Raw genomic sequence first — 15,527 nt, forward strand, 5'->3', positions numbered from 1 at the left:
CGACCAGTTACCCGGTGGTCCGTTAACCCGGCAGCCAGGAAAGCCGGACCTGGCGCCGGGGATTGTCCACATTGGTGTCCACCAGGCAGATCGCCTGCCAGGTGCCGAGCATCATCCGGCCGTCCAGCACCGGGATGCTCGCGTACGGCGGAACCAGCGCGGGCAGGACGTGATCGCGGCCGTGCCCCGGCGTACCGTGCCGGTGCTGCCAGCCGAAGTCGCGCGGCAGCAACTGCTCCAGCGCCGCCAGCAGGTCGGTGTCGCTGCCGGCTCCGGTCTCCAGGATCGCGATCCCGGCGGTCGCGTGGGGCACGAAGACGTGCAGCAGCCCGTCGCCCTGGGCCTGGTGGGCCTCAGCGGCGACGAACCGCTCACACCTGCTGGTCAGGTCGACAACGACCTCGGAACCACCGGTCTCGACGTCGATCAGCTCGGAACGCATCTCTGCAGCGTAGCTTCCGGGTCAGGCCGGAACGATGTTCACCAGCTTCGGCGCCCTGACGATGACCTTGCGGGTACCGCGGCCGTCCAGCGCCTTCTGGATCGCCTCCGACGCCAGCGCCAGCTGCTCCAGCTCGGTGTCGGTGATGTCCGGCGCGACCTCCAGCCGGTCCTTCACCTTGCCGGCCACCTGGACCACGCAGGTCACGGTGTCCTCCACCAGCAGCGCCGGGTCGACCGCCGGCCAGCCCGCCTTGGCGACGGTCGGCTCGTGCCCCAGCTCCTCCCACATCTCCTCGGCCGTGTATGGCGCGACCAGGCTCAGCAGGATCGCCACTGCCTCGGCGGCCTCGCGGACGGCCGGGTCGGCCGCACCGGGTCCGCTGTCGATCGTCTTCCGGGTGGCGTTCACCAGCTCCATGATCCGGGCGACCATCACGTTGAACCGGTGCGAGTCGATCAGCTCGGCCGCGTCGGACACCGTCCGGTGGGTCAGCTTCCGCAGCTCCAGATCACCGGTCGACGGGTCGGTACCGACCGGCGCCTCGACCGCGCCCGCCAGCCGCCAGGCGCGCTGCAGGAACTTCAGCGAACCGCCCGGCGACATGTCCGCCCAGTCGATGTCGTCGGCCGGCGGACCGGCGAACACCATCGTCAACCGGACCGCGTCCACGCCGTACTCGTCGATCATGTCGCCCAGGTTCACGCCGTTGCCCAGGGACTTGCTCATCGACTTGCCCTGGTTGATGACCTGGCCCTGGTTCAGCAGCCGGGTGAACGGCTCGACCACCTTCAGCAGGCCCATGTCGTACAGCGCCTTGACGAAGAACCGCGAGTACAGGAGATGCAGTACGGCGTGCTCCTTGCCACCGACGTACTGGTACACCGACATCCACCGGTCGGCCATGCCCTGGTCGAACGGTCCGTCGGTGTACTCCGGCGACAGGTAACGCAGGAAGTACCAGGACGAGTCGACGAATGTGTCCATCGTGTCGGTGTCGCGCTCGGCCGCGCCACCGCACTTCGGGCAGGCCACCTCTACCCAGTCGCGGGCCGCCGCCAGCGGAGACACGCCCTTCGGCTGCAGGTCCGCGCCGCGCAGGTCCGGCAGCTCCATCGGCAGCTGGTCGTCCGGCACCGGGACCTCGCCGCAGGACGGGCAGTGGATGATCGGGATCGGGCAGCCCCAGTAGCGCTGGCGGCTCAGCAGCCAGTCGCGCAGCCGGTAGTTGATCGTCCGCTCGCCCAGGCCCTTGCTCTCCAGCCAGTCGATGATCCGCGACTTGGCCTCGGCGACCTCCAGCCCGTCCAGGCTGATCTCGTCGTTCGCGCTGTTGATCGCCGGGCCGTCACCGGTGAAAGCCTTGCCGTCGAAGTCCGGCGTCGGCTGCACGGTACGGACGATCGGTAGTTCGAACTTCTCGGCGAACTCCCAGTCCCGGGTGTCCTGACCGGGAACCGCCATGATCGCGCCGGTGCCGTAGTCGGCCAGCACGTAGTCGGCCGCCCAGATCGGGATCCGGGTACCGGTCACCGGGTTGATCGCGTACGAGCCCAGGAAGACACCGGTCTTCTCGCGCTCGGTGCTCTGCCGCTCGATCTCGGTGGTCGCCTTGACCTTCGTCAGGTACTCGTCGAAGGCGGTCTGCTGCTCCGGCGTGACCAGCTCGGCGGCCAGCTTCGCGTCCGGGGCGACCACCATGAAGGTGGCACCGAACAGCGTGTCCGGCCGGGTGGTGAACACCTTGATCGGCTCGTCGCGGCCCTCGACCTGGAAGTTCGTGAAGGCGCCCTCGGACCGGCCGATCCAGTTCCGCTGCATCAGCAGGATCTCTTCCGGCCACTGCAGCAGCTGCATGTCGTCCAGCAGCCGCTGGGCGTACTCAGTGGTCTTGAAGTACCACTGGGTCAGCTCGCGCTTCGTGACCTCCCAGCCACAACGCTCACAACGCCCCTGGACGACCTGCTCGTTGGCCAGCACGGTCTGGTCGTTCGGGCACCAGTTGACGTACGACGCCTTCCGGTACGCCAGGCCGCGCTCGTAGAAGCGCAGGAACAGCCACTGCGTCCACCGGTAGTACTCCGGGTCGGACGTGTGCAGCCGGCGGGACCAGTCGAAGCTCAGCGCGTACCGGCGGATCGACTCCGCCTGCGTCTCGATGTTGGCGTACGTGTACGTCGCCGGGTGCTCGTTCCGCTTGATGGCGGCGTTCTCAGCGGGCAGGCCGAACGAGTCCCAGCCGATCGGGTTCAGTACGTCGTAGCCCTGCTGGAACCAGTAGCGGGCCAGCACGTCGTGCAGCGCGAACACCTCGCCGTGGCCCATGTGCAGGTCACCGGACGGGTACGAGAACATCGTGAGCGCGTAGCGACGCTCCGCCGAGCCGTCGTCCTTCGCCTTGAACGGGTCCAGCTTCTCCCACACCGGGCGCCACTTGGCCTGCATGGTATTGAAGTCGTACCCACCCCGGTCAATCGGAGTGTCGTCCACCTGCTCGCTCACGGTCCTACTCCCGCTCGTGTCTGTGTTGAGCCTAAATCTGCCAGAAACAAAAAATCCCCTCACACAGGAGGGGGTGCCGTACCGACCGGCGCTTCAGATGCGCCTGGAAGCCAGTACGGCTACGTAAGGAGCAGGCTCACTCGCATGCGGTCAGGATAGCACTAGAGGAACTCGGTTCCGCCGGTGCGGCGGTGGTCGCCCGGCGTACGCCCGTAGTGCCGTTTGAACGCGGTGGAGAAGGGGCGTACGTCCGAGTACCCGCATGCCCGTGCAACCGCCGTAACCGACAAGGAGTGGTCCAGTAAGAGCTGCGCGGCCAGCTCGAGCCGTAGCCGGCGCAGTGTGGACATGATCGACGCACCGGTCTGCTGGGTGAACACCCGCTCCGCATGACGTTCAGAGAGGTGCACGACGGCTGCTACGTCGCGGACCGTGATGGGACGAGACAGGTTGTCACGTAGGTGCCGCTGCATCGCTTCTACTACCAGCAAGCCTCTGTCACGGCGCACTGGTTCGACAGCTAGGTCCTCGTCCAGTGCGAACGCCCTGGCCGTCTCCAGCACCAGAGCGGCGCCCAGGCCGCTCAGCACGGTGCTGTAGCCGGAAACCGGCGCGGCCGCCTCGGTGGCGAGTGCGGTGATCAGGGAGGGCAAGGAGCCGGTCCGAGTCGCCATGACCGGGCCGTCGGGCCGAGTCAACCCTGACGACCATCCGGAGGCGTCGGGCCGAGCGGAGGCCGCGTGCCTGTCGCCATCAGGACGGCGGGCGCCGGAATCGACTGGGCGGAAGGTGAAGCCCCAGAAGGCGATTCCCAGTGGCGCAGTGCGTGACGACTCGATTTCGTGCACATCTCCGGGGCGTGCAAGAAACACCGAGCCAGGTAGCACGTCGTACTGCACAGAGCCGTTGTTGAAGCGGCCCTCCCCGGAGTACGCCAGGCAGACCTCGTGGAACGAGTGTGTGTGCCAGTAGTTGCGCCAGTACTCCGGCTGGTAGTGGCCCCAGCTGAGGAAGTCCGCGTGGAAGCCGTCGACCTCGCAGGACTCCAACAGTCCAGCGAGGTCGACGAACCGGTCCGCATCCCCAACGTCGGAGAGGGTCAAACAGCGCTCCTGCCGGTCGGGTCGACTCCTCGCAGCATCATGCCCTGGCCGAGCGACCAGTCGTGGGTCTTCACGGTCGGCGGGTCGGACGGGTCGCGGTACTGGATCAGCCAGGTCGTCCGTGGCTCGTTGCTGGTGTTCACACCGGAGCCGTGCACGGTCAGGTACGTGAAGAACAGGACGTCGCCCGCCTCCGCCGGCTGCGGCGTCGCCGCGTCGAACCCCGGCTCGGTCAGGTGGTACGACCCCTCCGGGCTGTGCTCACGCGGTCCGTCCTTGTGGCTGCCCGGAATGATCCGTACGCAACCCTTCTCCACCGGTGCGTCGTCGAAGTGGAAGATCGCCGCGCCGACCCGGTGGTACGTGTGCGGGAAGAAGGGGTGGTCCTGGTGCAGCGGGAACGGCGAACCGTTCTCCGGCGGCTTGACGAACAGCTTGGTGTGATGCAGCTGGACGTCTTCCACACCCATCACCGCGGCGGCCACGTCGGTGAACCGCGGGTCCACCAGCAGCTTCGAGAACTCGGCGTCATAGAACTGCGCGTCGTGCAGGTGCTGCAGCTTGGTGGGTGCGTCCGCCATGTCGCGGGCAGCTCCCCAGGTGGGGTCGTCGCCACGGTTCAGACGCGCCAGCAGGTCGTGGCCGCGCTGCCGGTAGTACCCGGCTTCTTCCTTGCTGAGCAGGCCTTTCACCAGCACGAAACCGTCGGCCGCGTACTGCTGAGCGAGCGACGACAGCTCGGGCCGCTCGGATGTGATCGTCATCTCGGAGTACCTCCTGATCGGGTACTTCGAGCCTACGAACGCCGGCGTCCGCCCGGGAGGACCCGGCCGGACGCCGATGTTCGTCAAACGGACATGTAGCTGCGCCGCGCAAGGTTACTGGTCGATCGTTTCGTCTTCGGTGGGTACGACGATCGGGCGCAGGCGGGCCCAGAGGATGAAGAGGGCGGCGAACACCAGCATCGCCAGGCCGCCCCAGAGGTTGATGTTGATTCCGGCGGCCTTGTCGATCTCGGGCTGTTTCTCGACGATGCCGAGCACCGTCAGCACCACGCCGTAGATCCCGACCAGGGCCGCGATCACGATCCGGATGTCGAACGCTCCGGCCTTCTTGTTCTCTGCCATGACGGTTCTCCCGGTCAGCCGAAGACGAAGTTCAGGACGACGGTGAGGGCCAGGGAGATCCCGGCCAGCAGCACCGGCTTGCGGTACCAGCCACCGTCACCGGCGACCGCCACCTCGATGCGCTGTTCCTTCGGCGTCAGCGAGTACACCAGGCCGACCAGCTCGGTGTCCCGTTTCGGCGTCGTCACCAGGCTGACCAGCACGCTGATCACGATGTCGACCGCGAACGCCGCGCCGGCGCCGACGAAGCTGGAACCCTGACCCGGCAGGTTGATCACGCCGTTCTTCGAGAGCACGAAGACGGTGATCGCGGTCGCCGTACCGCTGACCAGGCCGATCCAGCCGGCCGTCGCGGTCATCCGCTTCCAGAACATACCGAGGATGAACGTCGCGAACAGCGGTGCGTTGAAGAACGAGAACAGCTGCTGCAGGTAGTCCATCAGATTGCTGTAGCCGGAGGCGATCGCGGCCGTACCGATCGCGATCAGCGTCCCGCCGACGGTCACCCACCGGCCCGTACGCAAGTAGAAGTCGTCCGGCCGGTCCTTGATCAGATATCGCTCGATGATGTCGTACGACATCACCGTGTTGAACGAGCTCAGGTTCGCCGCCATCCCGGCCATGAACGACGCCAGCAGACCGGTGATGGCCAGGCCGAGCATGCCGTTCGGCAGCAGGTCGCGCATCAGCAGCAGGATCGCGTCGTTGTAGTCGACCTCGCCGCCACCGTTCGCCTTGAACTGGGCCAGTTCGGGCGTGACCACGGCCGCGATCATGCCGGGGATGATCACGATGAACGGGATGAACATCTTCGGGAACGAGCCGATGATCGGCGTACGGCGGGCCGCGGACATGTTCTTCGAGGCCATCGCGCGCTGCACCTCGACGAAGTTCGTCGTCCAGTAGCCGAACGAGAGGACGAAGCCGAGGCCGAAGACGATGCCGATCACCGACAGGAAGCTGTTGTGGAAGCCACTCAGCGCGTTGCCCGGCCACGCCGACATCTGGTCGCTGCCGCCGGGTGACGCGCTCACCTTGTCCACCAGGCCCTGCCAGCCGCCGACCTTGTGCAGGCCGACCAGGGTCAGCGGCAGCAGGGCGGCGACGATCACGAAGAACTGCAGCACCTCGTTGTAGATGGCCGCCGACAGCCCGCCGAGGGTGATGTAGCTGAGCACGATCAGCGCGGCGACGACGACCGATACCCAGATCGGCCAGCCGAGCAGTACGTTCACGATGGTCGCCAGCAGGAACAGGTTCACGCCCGCGATCAGCACCTGCGCCAGCGCGAAGCTGACCGCGTTGACCAGATGCGCGGGTTTGCCGAACCGGCGGAGCATGAACTCCGGCACGCTGCGGACCTTCGAACCGTAGTAGAACGGCATCATCACGACACCGAGGAACAGCATCGCCGGGATCGCGCCGACCCAGAAGTAGTGCACGGTCGGCAGGCCGTACTGGGCGCCGTTGGCGGACATGCCCATGATCTCGATCGCGCCGAGGTTCGCCGAGATGAACGCCAGGCCGGTCACCCAGGCCGGCAGCGACCGGCCGGACAGGAAGAAGTCGAGGCTGTTCGACACCGCGCGTCTGGCCAGGTAGCCGATCCCGAGGACGAAGACGAAGTACAGCGCGATGATGAGGTAGTCGATCGCGGTGGCATCCAGTCTGAGGATGGATTGTTGCGGAAGCATCGGCCCTCCGGATCCGTCGATGTGACCCTTCGTGGTGTTACCGGTGAGGAACGTTACTCTCCTTTTCAACCATTGGCGCACAGGCCGGGTCTCCACCCGGATCTCCACCCCTGGTCGGTCCTCGCCGGCAGCCCGCCGGACCTACCGTCCGTGACATGAGCCTCGGAACCGTGCCGAACGCACTTGTCGTGATCGCCATCGTGATCGCCGTACTGGTTCGCCGACTGTCCTGGACCGAGCTGGAGAACTCCGACGCCGACGTCTGGCGCGGTCCGGTGATCGTGATCGGTATCGGCATCTACCAGTTGTACGACCGGCACCTGGGTCTCGGCGGCGCCGAGATCACCCTGCTCGTGGTCGGTGCGGTCGTCGCACTGGTAGCGGGCGTGGCGACCGGCCGGGTCGCGCAGGTAGAGCGGCGCGCCGGGAAGGTGTTCTACCGGCTTGGAATCCCCGGACTGGGCATCATGGTGGCCTACCTGGTCGTCCGGCTCGGTCTGGCAGGCGTCGGCCACCTGCTCGGGGCTTCTGTCACCACCGGCGGCGCGCTGATGGTCTCCATCGGTGCGAACCTGTTGACACAGTCCCTGGTCATCCAGAGCAAGGCCACGCACACAGTCGAGGAGTACACGCCGCAGTGAGTCTCAAGGCGCTACTGCCGACCCGTCCGCACGGAGAGAGCGGCTGGGTCGGCCGTGTACTGACTACTGGCGTGGCGATCGCCGTACTCGCCACTGCGCGACCGGACCCGGCATCGCACTGGGTCTGGCTGGTACTAGGTGCCGGACTGGTCGTTTTCATCATCGGCACGCTCCTGATGACGTCACGCCCGTACACGGCCTTCGTACTGCTCACTGTCGTTGCAGTGGCCAACGGGCTGATCAGTGGAGTGGATTCCTCCAACTCACTCGTACTGGTCCTGGTATCGATCACTGACATCGCCGTACTGCAGTTCCCGCGGCACGGCAACCGACCGATCATTGCCGCAGGCGTCTGCGTCACCGCGGCGTACGTAGTGTCCGCCTGGTGGTTCGACAAGTCGGACAGCTGGTTCTTCACCCAACTGCTCTGGACCGCCGTACTGATCGCGTTCGGACTGAACAGGCGCCAGTACGAGGTGCAGGCACGCCAGACAGAACAGTTGCTGGAGCAGACGCGCTTGGCGCAGAGCGAGCATGCCCGTGCGGCAACACTGGAAGAACGCGGGCGAATCGCACGGGACCTGCATGACGTACTGGCACACTCATTGGGCGCACTGAGCGTCCAGCTCGAAGTTGCTGAGGCGTTACTGGAGGAGCGTGGTGACACGGCCGGTGCGCTCGACCGGGTCCGACGGTCGCGCCGGCTCGCCGTACAAGGACTGACTGAGGCTCGCAACGCAGTGGCTGCGCTACGGGCAGATGCAGTACCGGAACTGCCCCAGGCGATCGCTGCACTGGCTGAGCAGCATGAGAAGGACCATGGCACCGCTGTCCACTTCACCAACACCGGTGCGGTCAAGCAGCTCGACTCAGGTGCGACCGTTGCGCTGCTCAACGCCGCACGCGAGGCACTGACCAATGCGGCCAAGCACGCGCCTGGACAGCCCGTAGCGGTTGAGCTGGATGGCGTAAGGCTGTCAGTACGCAACAAGGGCCCGACGAACGGCGAGGGGTTCGGCCTGGCAGGGATGCGGGAACGGCTGGCCCTGATCGGTGGCACGCTGACAGCAGGTCCGGACGGGGATGACTGGCTGGTGGTCGCGGAGGTGCCTGATGAGTGACGGAATCAGAGTGGTCGTCGCGGACGATCAGCAGGTCGTACGCGAAGGGCTGGTCGCGCTGCTCGGGCTGATCGACGGCGTCGAGGTCACGGGCGCGGCCGCCAACGGCGTCGAGGCGATCGACCTGGTTGCCAAGGGCAACGTGGATGTCGTGCTGATGGATCTCCGGATGCCCGTGCTGGACGGTACGCAGGCTACCGCGCGGATCGCCGCCGATTATCCGGAAGTGGCGGTGCTGGTGCTGACCACGTACGCCGATGACGCGTCGATCGCGAACGCGCTCCGGGCCGGCGCGCGCGGCTACCTGACCAAGGACGCCGGCCGCGCCGAGATCGGCGCCGCGCTCCGCTCCACGGCCGCGGGCCAGTCCACGTTCGACCCCGAGGTGTCCAAGCGCCTGATCGCGGGCCTGTCCCCCGATGCGTCGGATCGCGGTACGGACGGACTGACCGCCCGCGAGACCGAAGTGCTGCGCCTGATCGCCGGCGGCCTGAGCAACCCGGAGATCGCCGAACAACTGTTCATCAGCGAAGCGACCGTGAAAACCCACATCAACAACACCTTCGCCAAAATCGGCGCCCGGCACCGCGCGGAAGCAGTCCGCTACGCGTACCAGAAGGGGATCGTGTCAGACGCCCTTTAAACTCTCAGCTCGGCAATGACCGGGCGGTGGTCACTACCGGTGGAGCTCATCACCCAGGCCTTGGTCGGGGTGAGACCGCGGACCAGGATGTGGTCGATGCGGGCCATCGGGAACGCGGCCGGCCAGGTGAACCCGAAGCCGGTACCGGCCGCGCCCTGCGCCGAACGCAGACCCGAGGTCAGCGGCGCCAGGCTGCGGTCGTTCACCGTGCCGTTGAAGTCACCCATCACGATCACGTGCTGCTCCTTCTCGGCAGCGATCTGCCGGCCGAGCGCCTTGATCGTCTCGTTGCGCTGATCGGACGTGAATCCGCTGGTACCGACCCGGACCGACGCGAGGTGCGCGACGTACACGGCGACCGTGCCCTTCGGCGTCTCCACGTCGGCGCGCAGCGCGCGGGTCCAGGTGAAACCGACATCGACCGACTTCGTCTCGTCCACCGGGAACTTCGACCAGAGCGCGACCGTGTCCCGGGACACCTGGTACGGATACGTCTTGGCGAACTCGGACTTGTAGATCTTCAGGTCCGCCGGCGTGAGCTCCTCCAGCGCCACCACGTCCGCGTCGGCGGCGAGCAACTCCTGCGCCGTCTGCTTCGGGTCCGGGTTGGCGGCATCCACGTTGTGGCTCAGGACGCGCAGGTCGTACGCGCCGCCGGCAGCACGGCCCGGCAGCAACAGGTGGCCGAACATCAGCCCCCAGATGAGCGTCGGGAGCAGCAGCGCGACGCCCGCGGTCGCGGACCGCCGTACCAGCGCCGCCACGCCGAGCACCGGCACGGCCACGCCGACCCAGGGCAGGAAGGTGTCGAGCAGGCTGCCCAGATTGCCCACCGAGTTCGGCACGCTGCGGTGGAACATCAGCACCATCGCGGACAGCACCGCCAGCACCGCGATGAACCAGCCACGCCGCCACATGCCACCCCGCTTCCGCCGCCGCGCGGTGGTCCGCGGCGGCAACGGCTGACGGGTGGCGACTGCGGTCTGGCGGTCGGGCATGAAGCGATTGTTGCGGACACCTGGGCCGCACCAAAGTCCATGCGCGGTCAGGTACGGCGATTTCATCCGTACGGACGACTGGCCAGGACCGGAATGATGAGGAATCCGCAAGAACGCTGGTGCCTTCGAGTGACAGCAACCACAATGCCCCTATGCCGTCAGTGACCACCGAGCCGTTCGTCGTCAAACGCCGCGGCCTGGGTAGTACGCGAACCGCATTGTTCCTTGGTACGGCTCTCTTCGGGCTGATGGTTTTGCTGACGGTCGCGATTGTTGTCGTGCAGGAGATCCGCGGCGCGTCGGTTCGTACACCGCTGGAGGCTGTTTGGCTGGCCTGGGGTGGTACGCCGCTGATCTTCGCCGTGGGTCTTCCGATACTGCTGCTGGTCGGGGCGATCACCGCGCTCGAGGAGGATGCGGAGGACGTACTCCTGACCGTTGATGACGCGGGGATCTCGTTCGGTGGGGAGCCGGCGCGGGTGATCCCGTGGGGCGACGTGCGCGGGGTGTGCCGGGTGGAGCGGCAGGAGGTGGACAACACGGGCGAGGAGAGCTGGCGGCCGCAGCTGGTGGTGATGCTGGTCGAGGAGAACGCGCTTCCACTCAACCCGAAAGCGTGGGGGCCATCGTGCCCTTGGCCCGGGACACATGAGGTGCTCGGGCGGCCCCTTCCGTACGACGCCCTGGCCAGCGCGATTGCCCAGCGAGCACCACAGATCCCGGTCACCAACCGCGGGCGCGTACACGCCTGACTGTCCGGGCCGGCTGCTGTGGGGCGGTGAATTCGGAGGACAGGGTGGGAGTGCCGAGGTAGCGTGACTCGCGCCATGGAGAAGCCAGCTGTCACCCGCGCGATCGCGGCCGCGACCTCGATCGCCACCGAGCTGGGCCTCCCGGTCAGTGACGCAACCGTGCTCCACAACTCGAACAAGCTGGCTCTGCGGCTGGCGCCCGCCGAGGTCTTCGCCCGGGTTGCGCTGGTTGGGGAAGAGGTCGCAGAGTTCGAGATCGAGCTCGCCCAGCAACTCGCCGCGGCCGGCGCACCGGCGGCCGCGCTGGAGCCCCGGGCCGACCCAGTGGTGTACCAACGTGACGGGTTTGCGGTGACGCTGTGGACCTACTACGAGCCCGCGAACCCGGCCGTCCTGCCACGCGACTTCGCTGACGCTCTCGAGCGGCTGCACGTTGGGATGCGCATGGTTTCGGTAACAAGCCCGCGGTTCACGGACCGGGTCGCTGAAGCCTTGGAGATCGTCGCGGATCCGGTACGTTCGCCGGAACTCGCGGATGGGGATCGGACCTTTCTCGGCAACCGATTGAACAGCCTGCGCCAGACAATCGACACCTGCGGTGCCGCCGAGCAATTGCTACACGGCGAACCCCATCCCGGCAACGTACTCAGCACGGTGCGAGGTCCGCTGTTCATCGACTTCGAGACGTGCTGCCGGGGACCGGTCGAATTCGACCTGGCCCATGTGCCCGAGGCGGTTTGCGAGTACTACCCCGGGGTCGACAAGGATCTGTTGGATGATTGCCGGGAGTTGGTAATCGCAATGGTCGCGGCTTGGCGCTGGGACCGCGCCGACGAATTCCCGAACGGACGAAGGTTCGGGCTTGAGCTCGTACGGCTGCTACGCGAAGGGGCGCCGTGGCCAACCCTCGACCAAATCACCACTCGCCTAGGCCTGTAGTCAGCCCTGGTTGGTGAGCAGTTTCTCCAGGTCGGCGAGGACCGACATCGCGCCGATCGGACCGAGCCCCAGGAACCAGACCTCGTCGTCCACCCGGGCCGACTTCCCCGCCTTGACGGCCGGGATCGTCTTCCACAGGGTTCCGTTCACCACCTTTGTCTCATCAGTGGTGCCGGGCTTTCCGTAGCTGGAGTAGAAGATCCGGTCGCCGGCCGCCTGGCCGATGTTCTCCTGTGAAACCTCCACCGCCAGGTCCTGCACATCCTGGATCTTCGGTCGCGGCAGTCCGACGTCCTTCAGGATCACGCCGATGAAGGACAGGTTCCCGTACAGCCGGATTTCCCCCGGCCGGAACCGGACCAGCGAGATCGTCGGCGACCCCTGCACCTTCGACTTCACTTCGTCGGCGCGTTTCTGGTAGTCGTTCAGCACCTCGGTCGCCTTGGTTTCCTCGCCGAGCGCGTCCGCGACCAGCAGGAAGTTCTCTTTCCACGGGAACCCGGGACGGATGCTGAACACGGTCGGCGCGATCGCGCTGAGTTTCGGGTACAGGTCCTTGGCGCGCAGTTTGCTGCCGAGGATCAGGTCCGGCTTGAGCGCGGCGATCGCTTCGAGGTTCAGCTCGCTGATCCCGCCGACGGTCTTGATCCCCTGCGCCTTGTCGGCCAGGTACGAAGGTACGCCGCTCTGCCCCGCCGTCGTCGCCATCCCGACCGGCGTGATTCCCAGCGCGAGCACGTCGTCCAGTTCACCACTGTCCAGTACGACGACCCGCGACGGCTTCTTGTCGAGCTGCACCGGACCGACCGCGTCCTGCACCGTCCGCGGGAACGCCCCGGGCGCGGCGTCCGAGCCGAGTTTCGCGGTTTCGGCGTCGGCGGTCTTGAACAGCCGGCCGCCGGTCGCGACTTCCTTGTCCCCGACTCCGGTGTCGCTACTCTTGGCGTCCCCGCCACCACATCCAGCTACCAAAAGCAAGGCCGACGCCACGGCAATCCCGATCAGCTTCTTCACAATCGCCGACCCTACACAACAAAGGTTAGGCAGCCCTAACCAGCCTCACTACCGGCCGGCCCGGTCGAGCTGGCGGACGATCATCGGCTCGTTGAAAGCGCCGCTCTGCTGGCCGGTCCAGAGCTCCGCCATCACCATCAGCACGCGGAGCACGACCTGAAGCGGCTCGATCGCGGCGAGCTCGTGCTCGGTGAGCGGGTCGGCGGTCGCCGCCTGGTACCCGGCGACCAGCTCCGGCGCGCGATCCACGCGGGCGATCACCAGCTCCCACGCGCGACTGTCCGGGTGACACAGGTCGAAGTCGATCACGCCGGCGAACCGTCCGGTCTCGTCGAAGTGCAGGTTCCAGCTGGCGAAGTCGCCGTGCACGACAGTCCGCGGCAGGTCGAGAAGCGCATGCTCGGCGACAAGGTCCTTCGCGTACGCCATCGCGCGCACCGACCGGTCGGCGAGATCGGGCCGCCGTTCACCGAGCAGTTCGATGCCGCGATCCCAGCCCTGGAACGCCCCCATCGCATCCAGATCCGCCGCCGGAAAGAACCCCGGCCGCGTACCCAGATCGAGCTCAGGTAGATCACCGTGCAAGCGGGCAAGGATCGCACCACGCTCACGCCGCTGCGCCACGGTCTCGTCCCGGTGCGGTTGCCCGGGTACGAAACGCGTGACCGCCCAGAGCCTCCCGTCATACTCAACGGGACCGGCGACCACCACCGGTACACACCAGCCGCGGGCGGCGAGGTGATCGAGCACGGCACGCTCGAACCGTAGGTCTACATCGGTGTGCAACAGGTGGTACCGCCGCAGGATGAAGTGCTCACCGCCGCTCGTCCACAGGTGCCAGTTGCCGTTGCCGACGGACTGGTCGTCACCCGGGCGGGTGGGTTCGAGCCGATCGACGTCGAGACCGAAGCTGTCCAGGGGCGGCGTACGCATCGGATCATCGTCGCAGGCCGCGCTATCACGCGGCGACAGAAAAACCTGACCCGACCATCACGGGGGAACGGCCGGGCCAGGCAGTATCGATGATACCTCCGATCCCCAGTCGCCCGCGCGAAATTGAGCGGCGGACGCGCCGTGGCCTGCCCTATTCTTTCCGGCATGCGTCGTACTTCCTGAAAGCGCACTCGCCGTGCGCAACGTCCAAGCGTTTGACCGCGCTGGTTCCATCCGGTCGCGCTTCGTCCTGCCCGCGCCCGCTTTCAGGAGCACCTTCGCATGTCGTTCTACCGATCCGCCGAGCCAGTCCGGACGTACTACGTCTACAACGCCGCGCTCTCCTTCCTCTTCGCGCTGTCCTTCACCCTCAGCGCCGTGTACTACGTCCGCGACGCCGGACTGAACCCACTCCAGCTGGTGCTGGTCGGCACCGTTCTCGAACTGTCCTGCTTCCTGTTCGAGATCCCGACCGGCATCGTCGCCGACCTGTACAGCCGCCGGCTCTCCCTCGTCATCGGCTTCGTACTGATCGGCGCCGGCTTCCTGCTGCAGGCCCTGGTGCCGGCGTTCCTCGCGATCCTCGCCGCGCAGGTGCTGTGGGGCATCGGCTTCACGTTCACCTCCGGTGCCGATCAGGCCTGGATCACCGACGAGATCGGCACCGAGCGGGCGGCCGGGGTGTTCGTTCGCGCACAGCAGTTCGAGCTCGGCGGCACGATCGTCGGTACGGTCGCGGCCGGCGTACTGGGTCTGATCAGCCTGCCGCTGCCGATGGTGCTGTCCGGTGCGGGGATCATCTTGCTCGGGCTCGTGCTGCACGTGGTGATGCGCGAACAGAACTTCCACCGCACGCCACGCGAGGAGCGGGAGACGTTCCGGCAAATGGCGGACACGTTCCGCGCCGGGCTGCACGCGGCGCGGCGGCGGCCCGTCGTACGCACGCTGGTCATCATCAGCCTGGTCGCGGGCCTGTCCAGCGAGGCGTTCGACCGGTTGTGGTCGGTGAAGCTGCTGACCTTCACCTTCCCGACCGTGTTCGGCACGTCCGATCCGGCGATCTGGTTCACCCTCTTCGCCCTCGCCGGTACGTTGCTGTCGTTGGGCGCATCGCTCACGCTGACCCGCTTCTTTCCGGGCCTGCTGAAGTCGGCGCATCCGACCGGCATCCTCGCGACGCTCGCGCTGCTGCAGGCCGCCGGCGTGATCACGTTCGCGCTGGTCGGCAACCTCTGGCTCGCGCTGGCCGCGCTGTGGTTGCGTACCATCGCCGACACGGTCCGGATGCCGATCGAGTCCGCCTGGCTGAACCGGCACGTCGACTCCCGGTCGCGGGCGACCGTGATCTCGATCGTCTCGCAGGCGAACGCGATCGGCCAGGTCGCCGGCGGCCCACCCCTCGGCGCCCTCGGCCGTACGTCACTGCGCGCTGCCCTGCTCGCCTCCGGCCTGATCCTGGCGCCGATCACCGCGCTCTACCTGCGCCTCCGCGGGAAACGGACCGCGGAGGTGGAGACGGTCGCCTGAGGGGCGGACCTCCTGTACTCACCAACCGCTCGGCGCCGCCGATCCGCGCGCTTCTCCACGCTCGGCGCCGCCGATCCGCGGCCTTGGTGAG

15 protein-coding genes are annotated in these 15,527 nt (G+C 66.9%); 6 read left to right on the plus strand and 9 right to left on the minus strand.

Annotation, left to right across the window (positions count from 1 at the left end; genetic code table 11):
* Positions 1 to 22: 22 nt before the first annotated feature.
* The 6 genes from HDA44_RS14440 to HDA44_RS14465 all read right to left on the minus strand — a co-directional run bounded on the left by HDA44_RS14440 (position 23) and on the right by HDA44_RS14465 (position 6,868).
* On the minus strand, positions 23 to 442 hold the full coding sequence (locus tag HDA44_RS14440; protein ID WP_184834628.1) for a YjbQ family protein: 420 nt from the start codon (positions 440 to 442) through the stop codon (positions 23 to 25).
* Positions 443 to 463: 21 nt separating this feature from the next.
* The gene (gene leuS, locus HDA44_RS14445) at positions 464 to 2,944 is read right to left on the minus strand and encodes a leucine--tRNA ligase (RefSeq protein WP_337906000.1); all 2,481 of its coding nucleotides are present in this window, start codon (positions 2,942 to 2,944) and stop codon (positions 464 to 466) included.
* A gap of 161 nt (positions 2,945 to 3,105) precedes the next feature.
* Positions 3,106 to 4,047, minus strand: coding sequence for a helix-turn-helix domain-containing protein (locus tag HDA44_RS14450; RefSeq protein WP_184834630.1), 942 nt, complete (start codon positions 4,045 to 4,047; stop codon positions 3,106 to 3,108).
* Positions 4,044 to 4,811 carry a phytanoyl-CoA dioxygenase family protein gene (locus tag HDA44_RS14455; protein ID WP_184834632.1) on the minus strand — a complete coding sequence of 256 codons (768 nt, stop codon included), beginning with the start codon at positions 4,809 to 4,811 and terminating at the stop codon, positions 4,044 to 4,046. The genes HDA44_RS14450 and HDA44_RS14455 overlap by 4 nt, the downstream gene beginning before the upstream one ends.
* Before the next feature lie 114 nt (positions 4,812 to 4,925).
* A complete protein-coding gene (locus tag HDA44_RS14460; RefSeq protein WP_184834634.1) occupies positions 4,926 to 5,174 on the minus strand; it encodes a hypothetical protein in 249 nt (82 codons plus the stop codon).
* 14 nt (positions 5,175 to 5,188) lie between these two features.
* Positions 5,189 to 6,868 carry a sodium:solute symporter family protein gene (locus HDA44_RS14465; RefSeq protein WP_184834636.1) on the minus strand — a complete coding sequence of 560 codons (1,680 nt, stop codon included), beginning with the start codon at positions 6,866 to 6,868 and terminating at the stop codon, positions 5,189 to 5,191.
* 155 nt (positions 6,869 to 7,023) lie between these two features.
* On the opposite strand from HDA44_RS14465, the gene HDA44_RS14470 reads away from it, so the two are divergent.
* The 3 genes from HDA44_RS14470 to HDA44_RS14480 are packed head-to-tail and all read left to right on the plus strand — an operon-like array spanning position 7,024 to position 9,273.
* A complete protein-coding gene (locus HDA44_RS14470; protein WP_184834638.1) occupies positions 7,024 to 7,509 on the plus strand; it encodes a hypothetical protein in 486 nt (161 codons plus the stop codon).
* A complete protein-coding gene (locus HDA44_RS14475; protein WP_202887362.1) occupies positions 7,506 to 8,630 on the plus strand; it encodes a histidine kinase in 1,125 nt (374 codons plus the stop codon). Before HDA44_RS14470 ends, HDA44_RS14475 begins: the two co-directional genes overlap by 4 nt.
* Positions 8,623 to 9,273 carry a response regulator gene (locus HDA44_RS14480; protein WP_184834640.1) on the plus strand — a complete coding sequence of 217 codons (651 nt, stop codon included), beginning with the start codon at positions 8,623 to 8,625 and terminating at the stop codon, positions 9,271 to 9,273. The genes HDA44_RS14475 and HDA44_RS14480 overlap by 8 nt, the downstream gene beginning before the upstream one ends.
* On the opposite strand, the gene HDA44_RS14485 is transcribed toward HDA44_RS14480, so the two are convergent.
* A complete protein-coding gene (locus HDA44_RS14485; RefSeq protein ID WP_184834642.1) occupies positions 9,270 to 10,271 on the minus strand; it encodes an endonuclease/exonuclease/phosphatase family protein in 1,002 nt (333 codons plus the stop codon). The two genes, HDA44_RS14480 and HDA44_RS14485, sit on opposite strands and share 4 nt — an antisense overlap.
* A 152-nt stretch (positions 10,272 to 10,423) precedes the next feature.
* Here HDA44_RS14485 and HDA44_RS14490 point away from each other — a divergent pair, with 152 nt between their 5' ends.
* Both HDA44_RS14490 and HDA44_RS14495 read left to right on the plus strand, forming a co-directional pair.
* A complete protein-coding gene (locus tag HDA44_RS14490) occupies positions 10,424 to 11,023 on the plus strand; it encodes a hypothetical protein (protein ID WP_184834644.1) in 600 nt (199 codons plus the stop codon).
* Positions 11,024 to 11,098: 75 nt separating this feature from the next.
* Positions 11,099 to 11,962, plus strand: a complete 864-nt coding sequence (locus HDA44_RS14495) for a phosphotransferase family protein (protein ID WP_184834646.1) — start codon at positions 11,099 to 11,101, stop codon at positions 11,960 to 11,962.
* Here the strand turns inward: HDA44_RS14495 and HDA44_RS14500 are convergent, their stop codons facing one another.
* Together HDA44_RS14500 and HDA44_RS14505 are read right to left on the minus strand one after the other, a co-directional pair.
* Positions 11,963 to 12,976: an ABC transporter substrate-binding protein gene (locus tag HDA44_RS14500; RefSeq protein ID WP_184834648.1), complete on the minus strand. Its 1,014-nt coding sequence runs from the start codon at positions 12,974 to 12,976 to the stop codon at positions 11,963 to 11,965.
* A gap of 48 nt (positions 12,977 to 13,024) precedes the next feature.
* Positions 13,025 to 13,909 (minus strand): phosphotransferase enzyme family protein, encoded by an 885-nt coding sequence (locus HDA44_RS14505; RefSeq protein WP_184834650.1) that lies wholly within the window; start codon positions 13,907 to 13,909, stop codon positions 13,025 to 13,027.
* 282 nt (positions 13,910 to 14,191) lie between these two features.
* On the opposite strand from HDA44_RS14505, the gene HDA44_RS14510 reads away from it, so the two are divergent.
* Positions 14,192 to 15,436 (plus strand): MFS transporter, encoded by a 1,245-nt coding sequence (locus HDA44_RS14510; RefSeq protein ID WP_184834652.1) that lies wholly within the window; start codon positions 14,192 to 14,194, stop codon positions 15,434 to 15,436.
* The last annotated feature ends 91 nt before the right edge of the window (positions 15,437 to 15,527 follow it).

It is taken from the genome of Kribbella solani, assembly GCF_014205295.1.
In the GTDB taxonomy this organism is placed as follows: domain Bacteria; phylum Actinomycetota; class Actinomycetes; order Propionibacteriales; family Kribbellaceae; genus Kribbella; species Kribbella solani.

Coding starts and splice junctions, on each gene's coding strand:
- HDA44_RS14460 (WP_184834634.1), bottom strand. CDS start 5,174: ATGGCAGAGAACAAGAAGGCCGGAGCGTTCGACATCCGGATCGTGATC.
- HDA44_RS14485 (WP_184834642.1), bottom strand. CDS start 10,271: ATGCCCGACCGCCAGACCGCAGTCGCCACCCGTCAGCCGTTGCCGCCG.
- HDA44_RS14470 (WP_184834638.1), top strand. CDS start 7,024: ATGAGCCTCGGAACCGTGCCGAACGCACTTGTCGTGATCGCCATCGTG.
- HDA44_RS14510 (WP_184834652.1), top strand. CDS start 14,192: ATGTCGTTCTACCGATCCGCCGAGCCAGTCCGGACGTACTACGTCTAC.
- HDA44_RS14465 (WP_184834636.1), bottom strand. CDS start 6,868: ATGCTTCCGCAACAATCCATCCTCAGACTGGATGCCACCGCGATCGAC.
- HDA44_RS14490 (WP_184834644.1), top strand. CDS start 10,424: ATGCCGTCAGTGACCACCGAGCCGTTCGTCGTCAAACGCCGCGGCCTG.
- HDA44_RS14495 (WP_184834646.1), top strand. CDS start 11,099: ATGGAGAAGCCAGCTGTCACCCGCGCGATCGCGGCCGCGACCTCGATC.
- HDA44_RS14505 (WP_184834650.1), bottom strand. CDS start 13,909: ATGCGTACGCCGCCCCTGGACAGCTTCGGTCTCGACGTCGATCGGCTC.
- HDA44_RS14455 (WP_184834632.1), bottom strand. CDS start 4,811: ATGACGATCACATCCGAGCGGCCCGAGCTGTCGTCGCTCGCTCAGCAG.
- HDA44_RS14440 (WP_184834628.1), bottom strand. CDS start 442: ATGCGTTCCGAGCTGATCGACGTCGAGACCGGTGGTTCCGAGGTCGTT.
- HDA44_RS14480 (WP_184834640.1), top strand. CDS start 8,623: ATGAGTGACGGAATCAGAGTGGTCGTCGCGGACGATCAGCAGGTCGTA.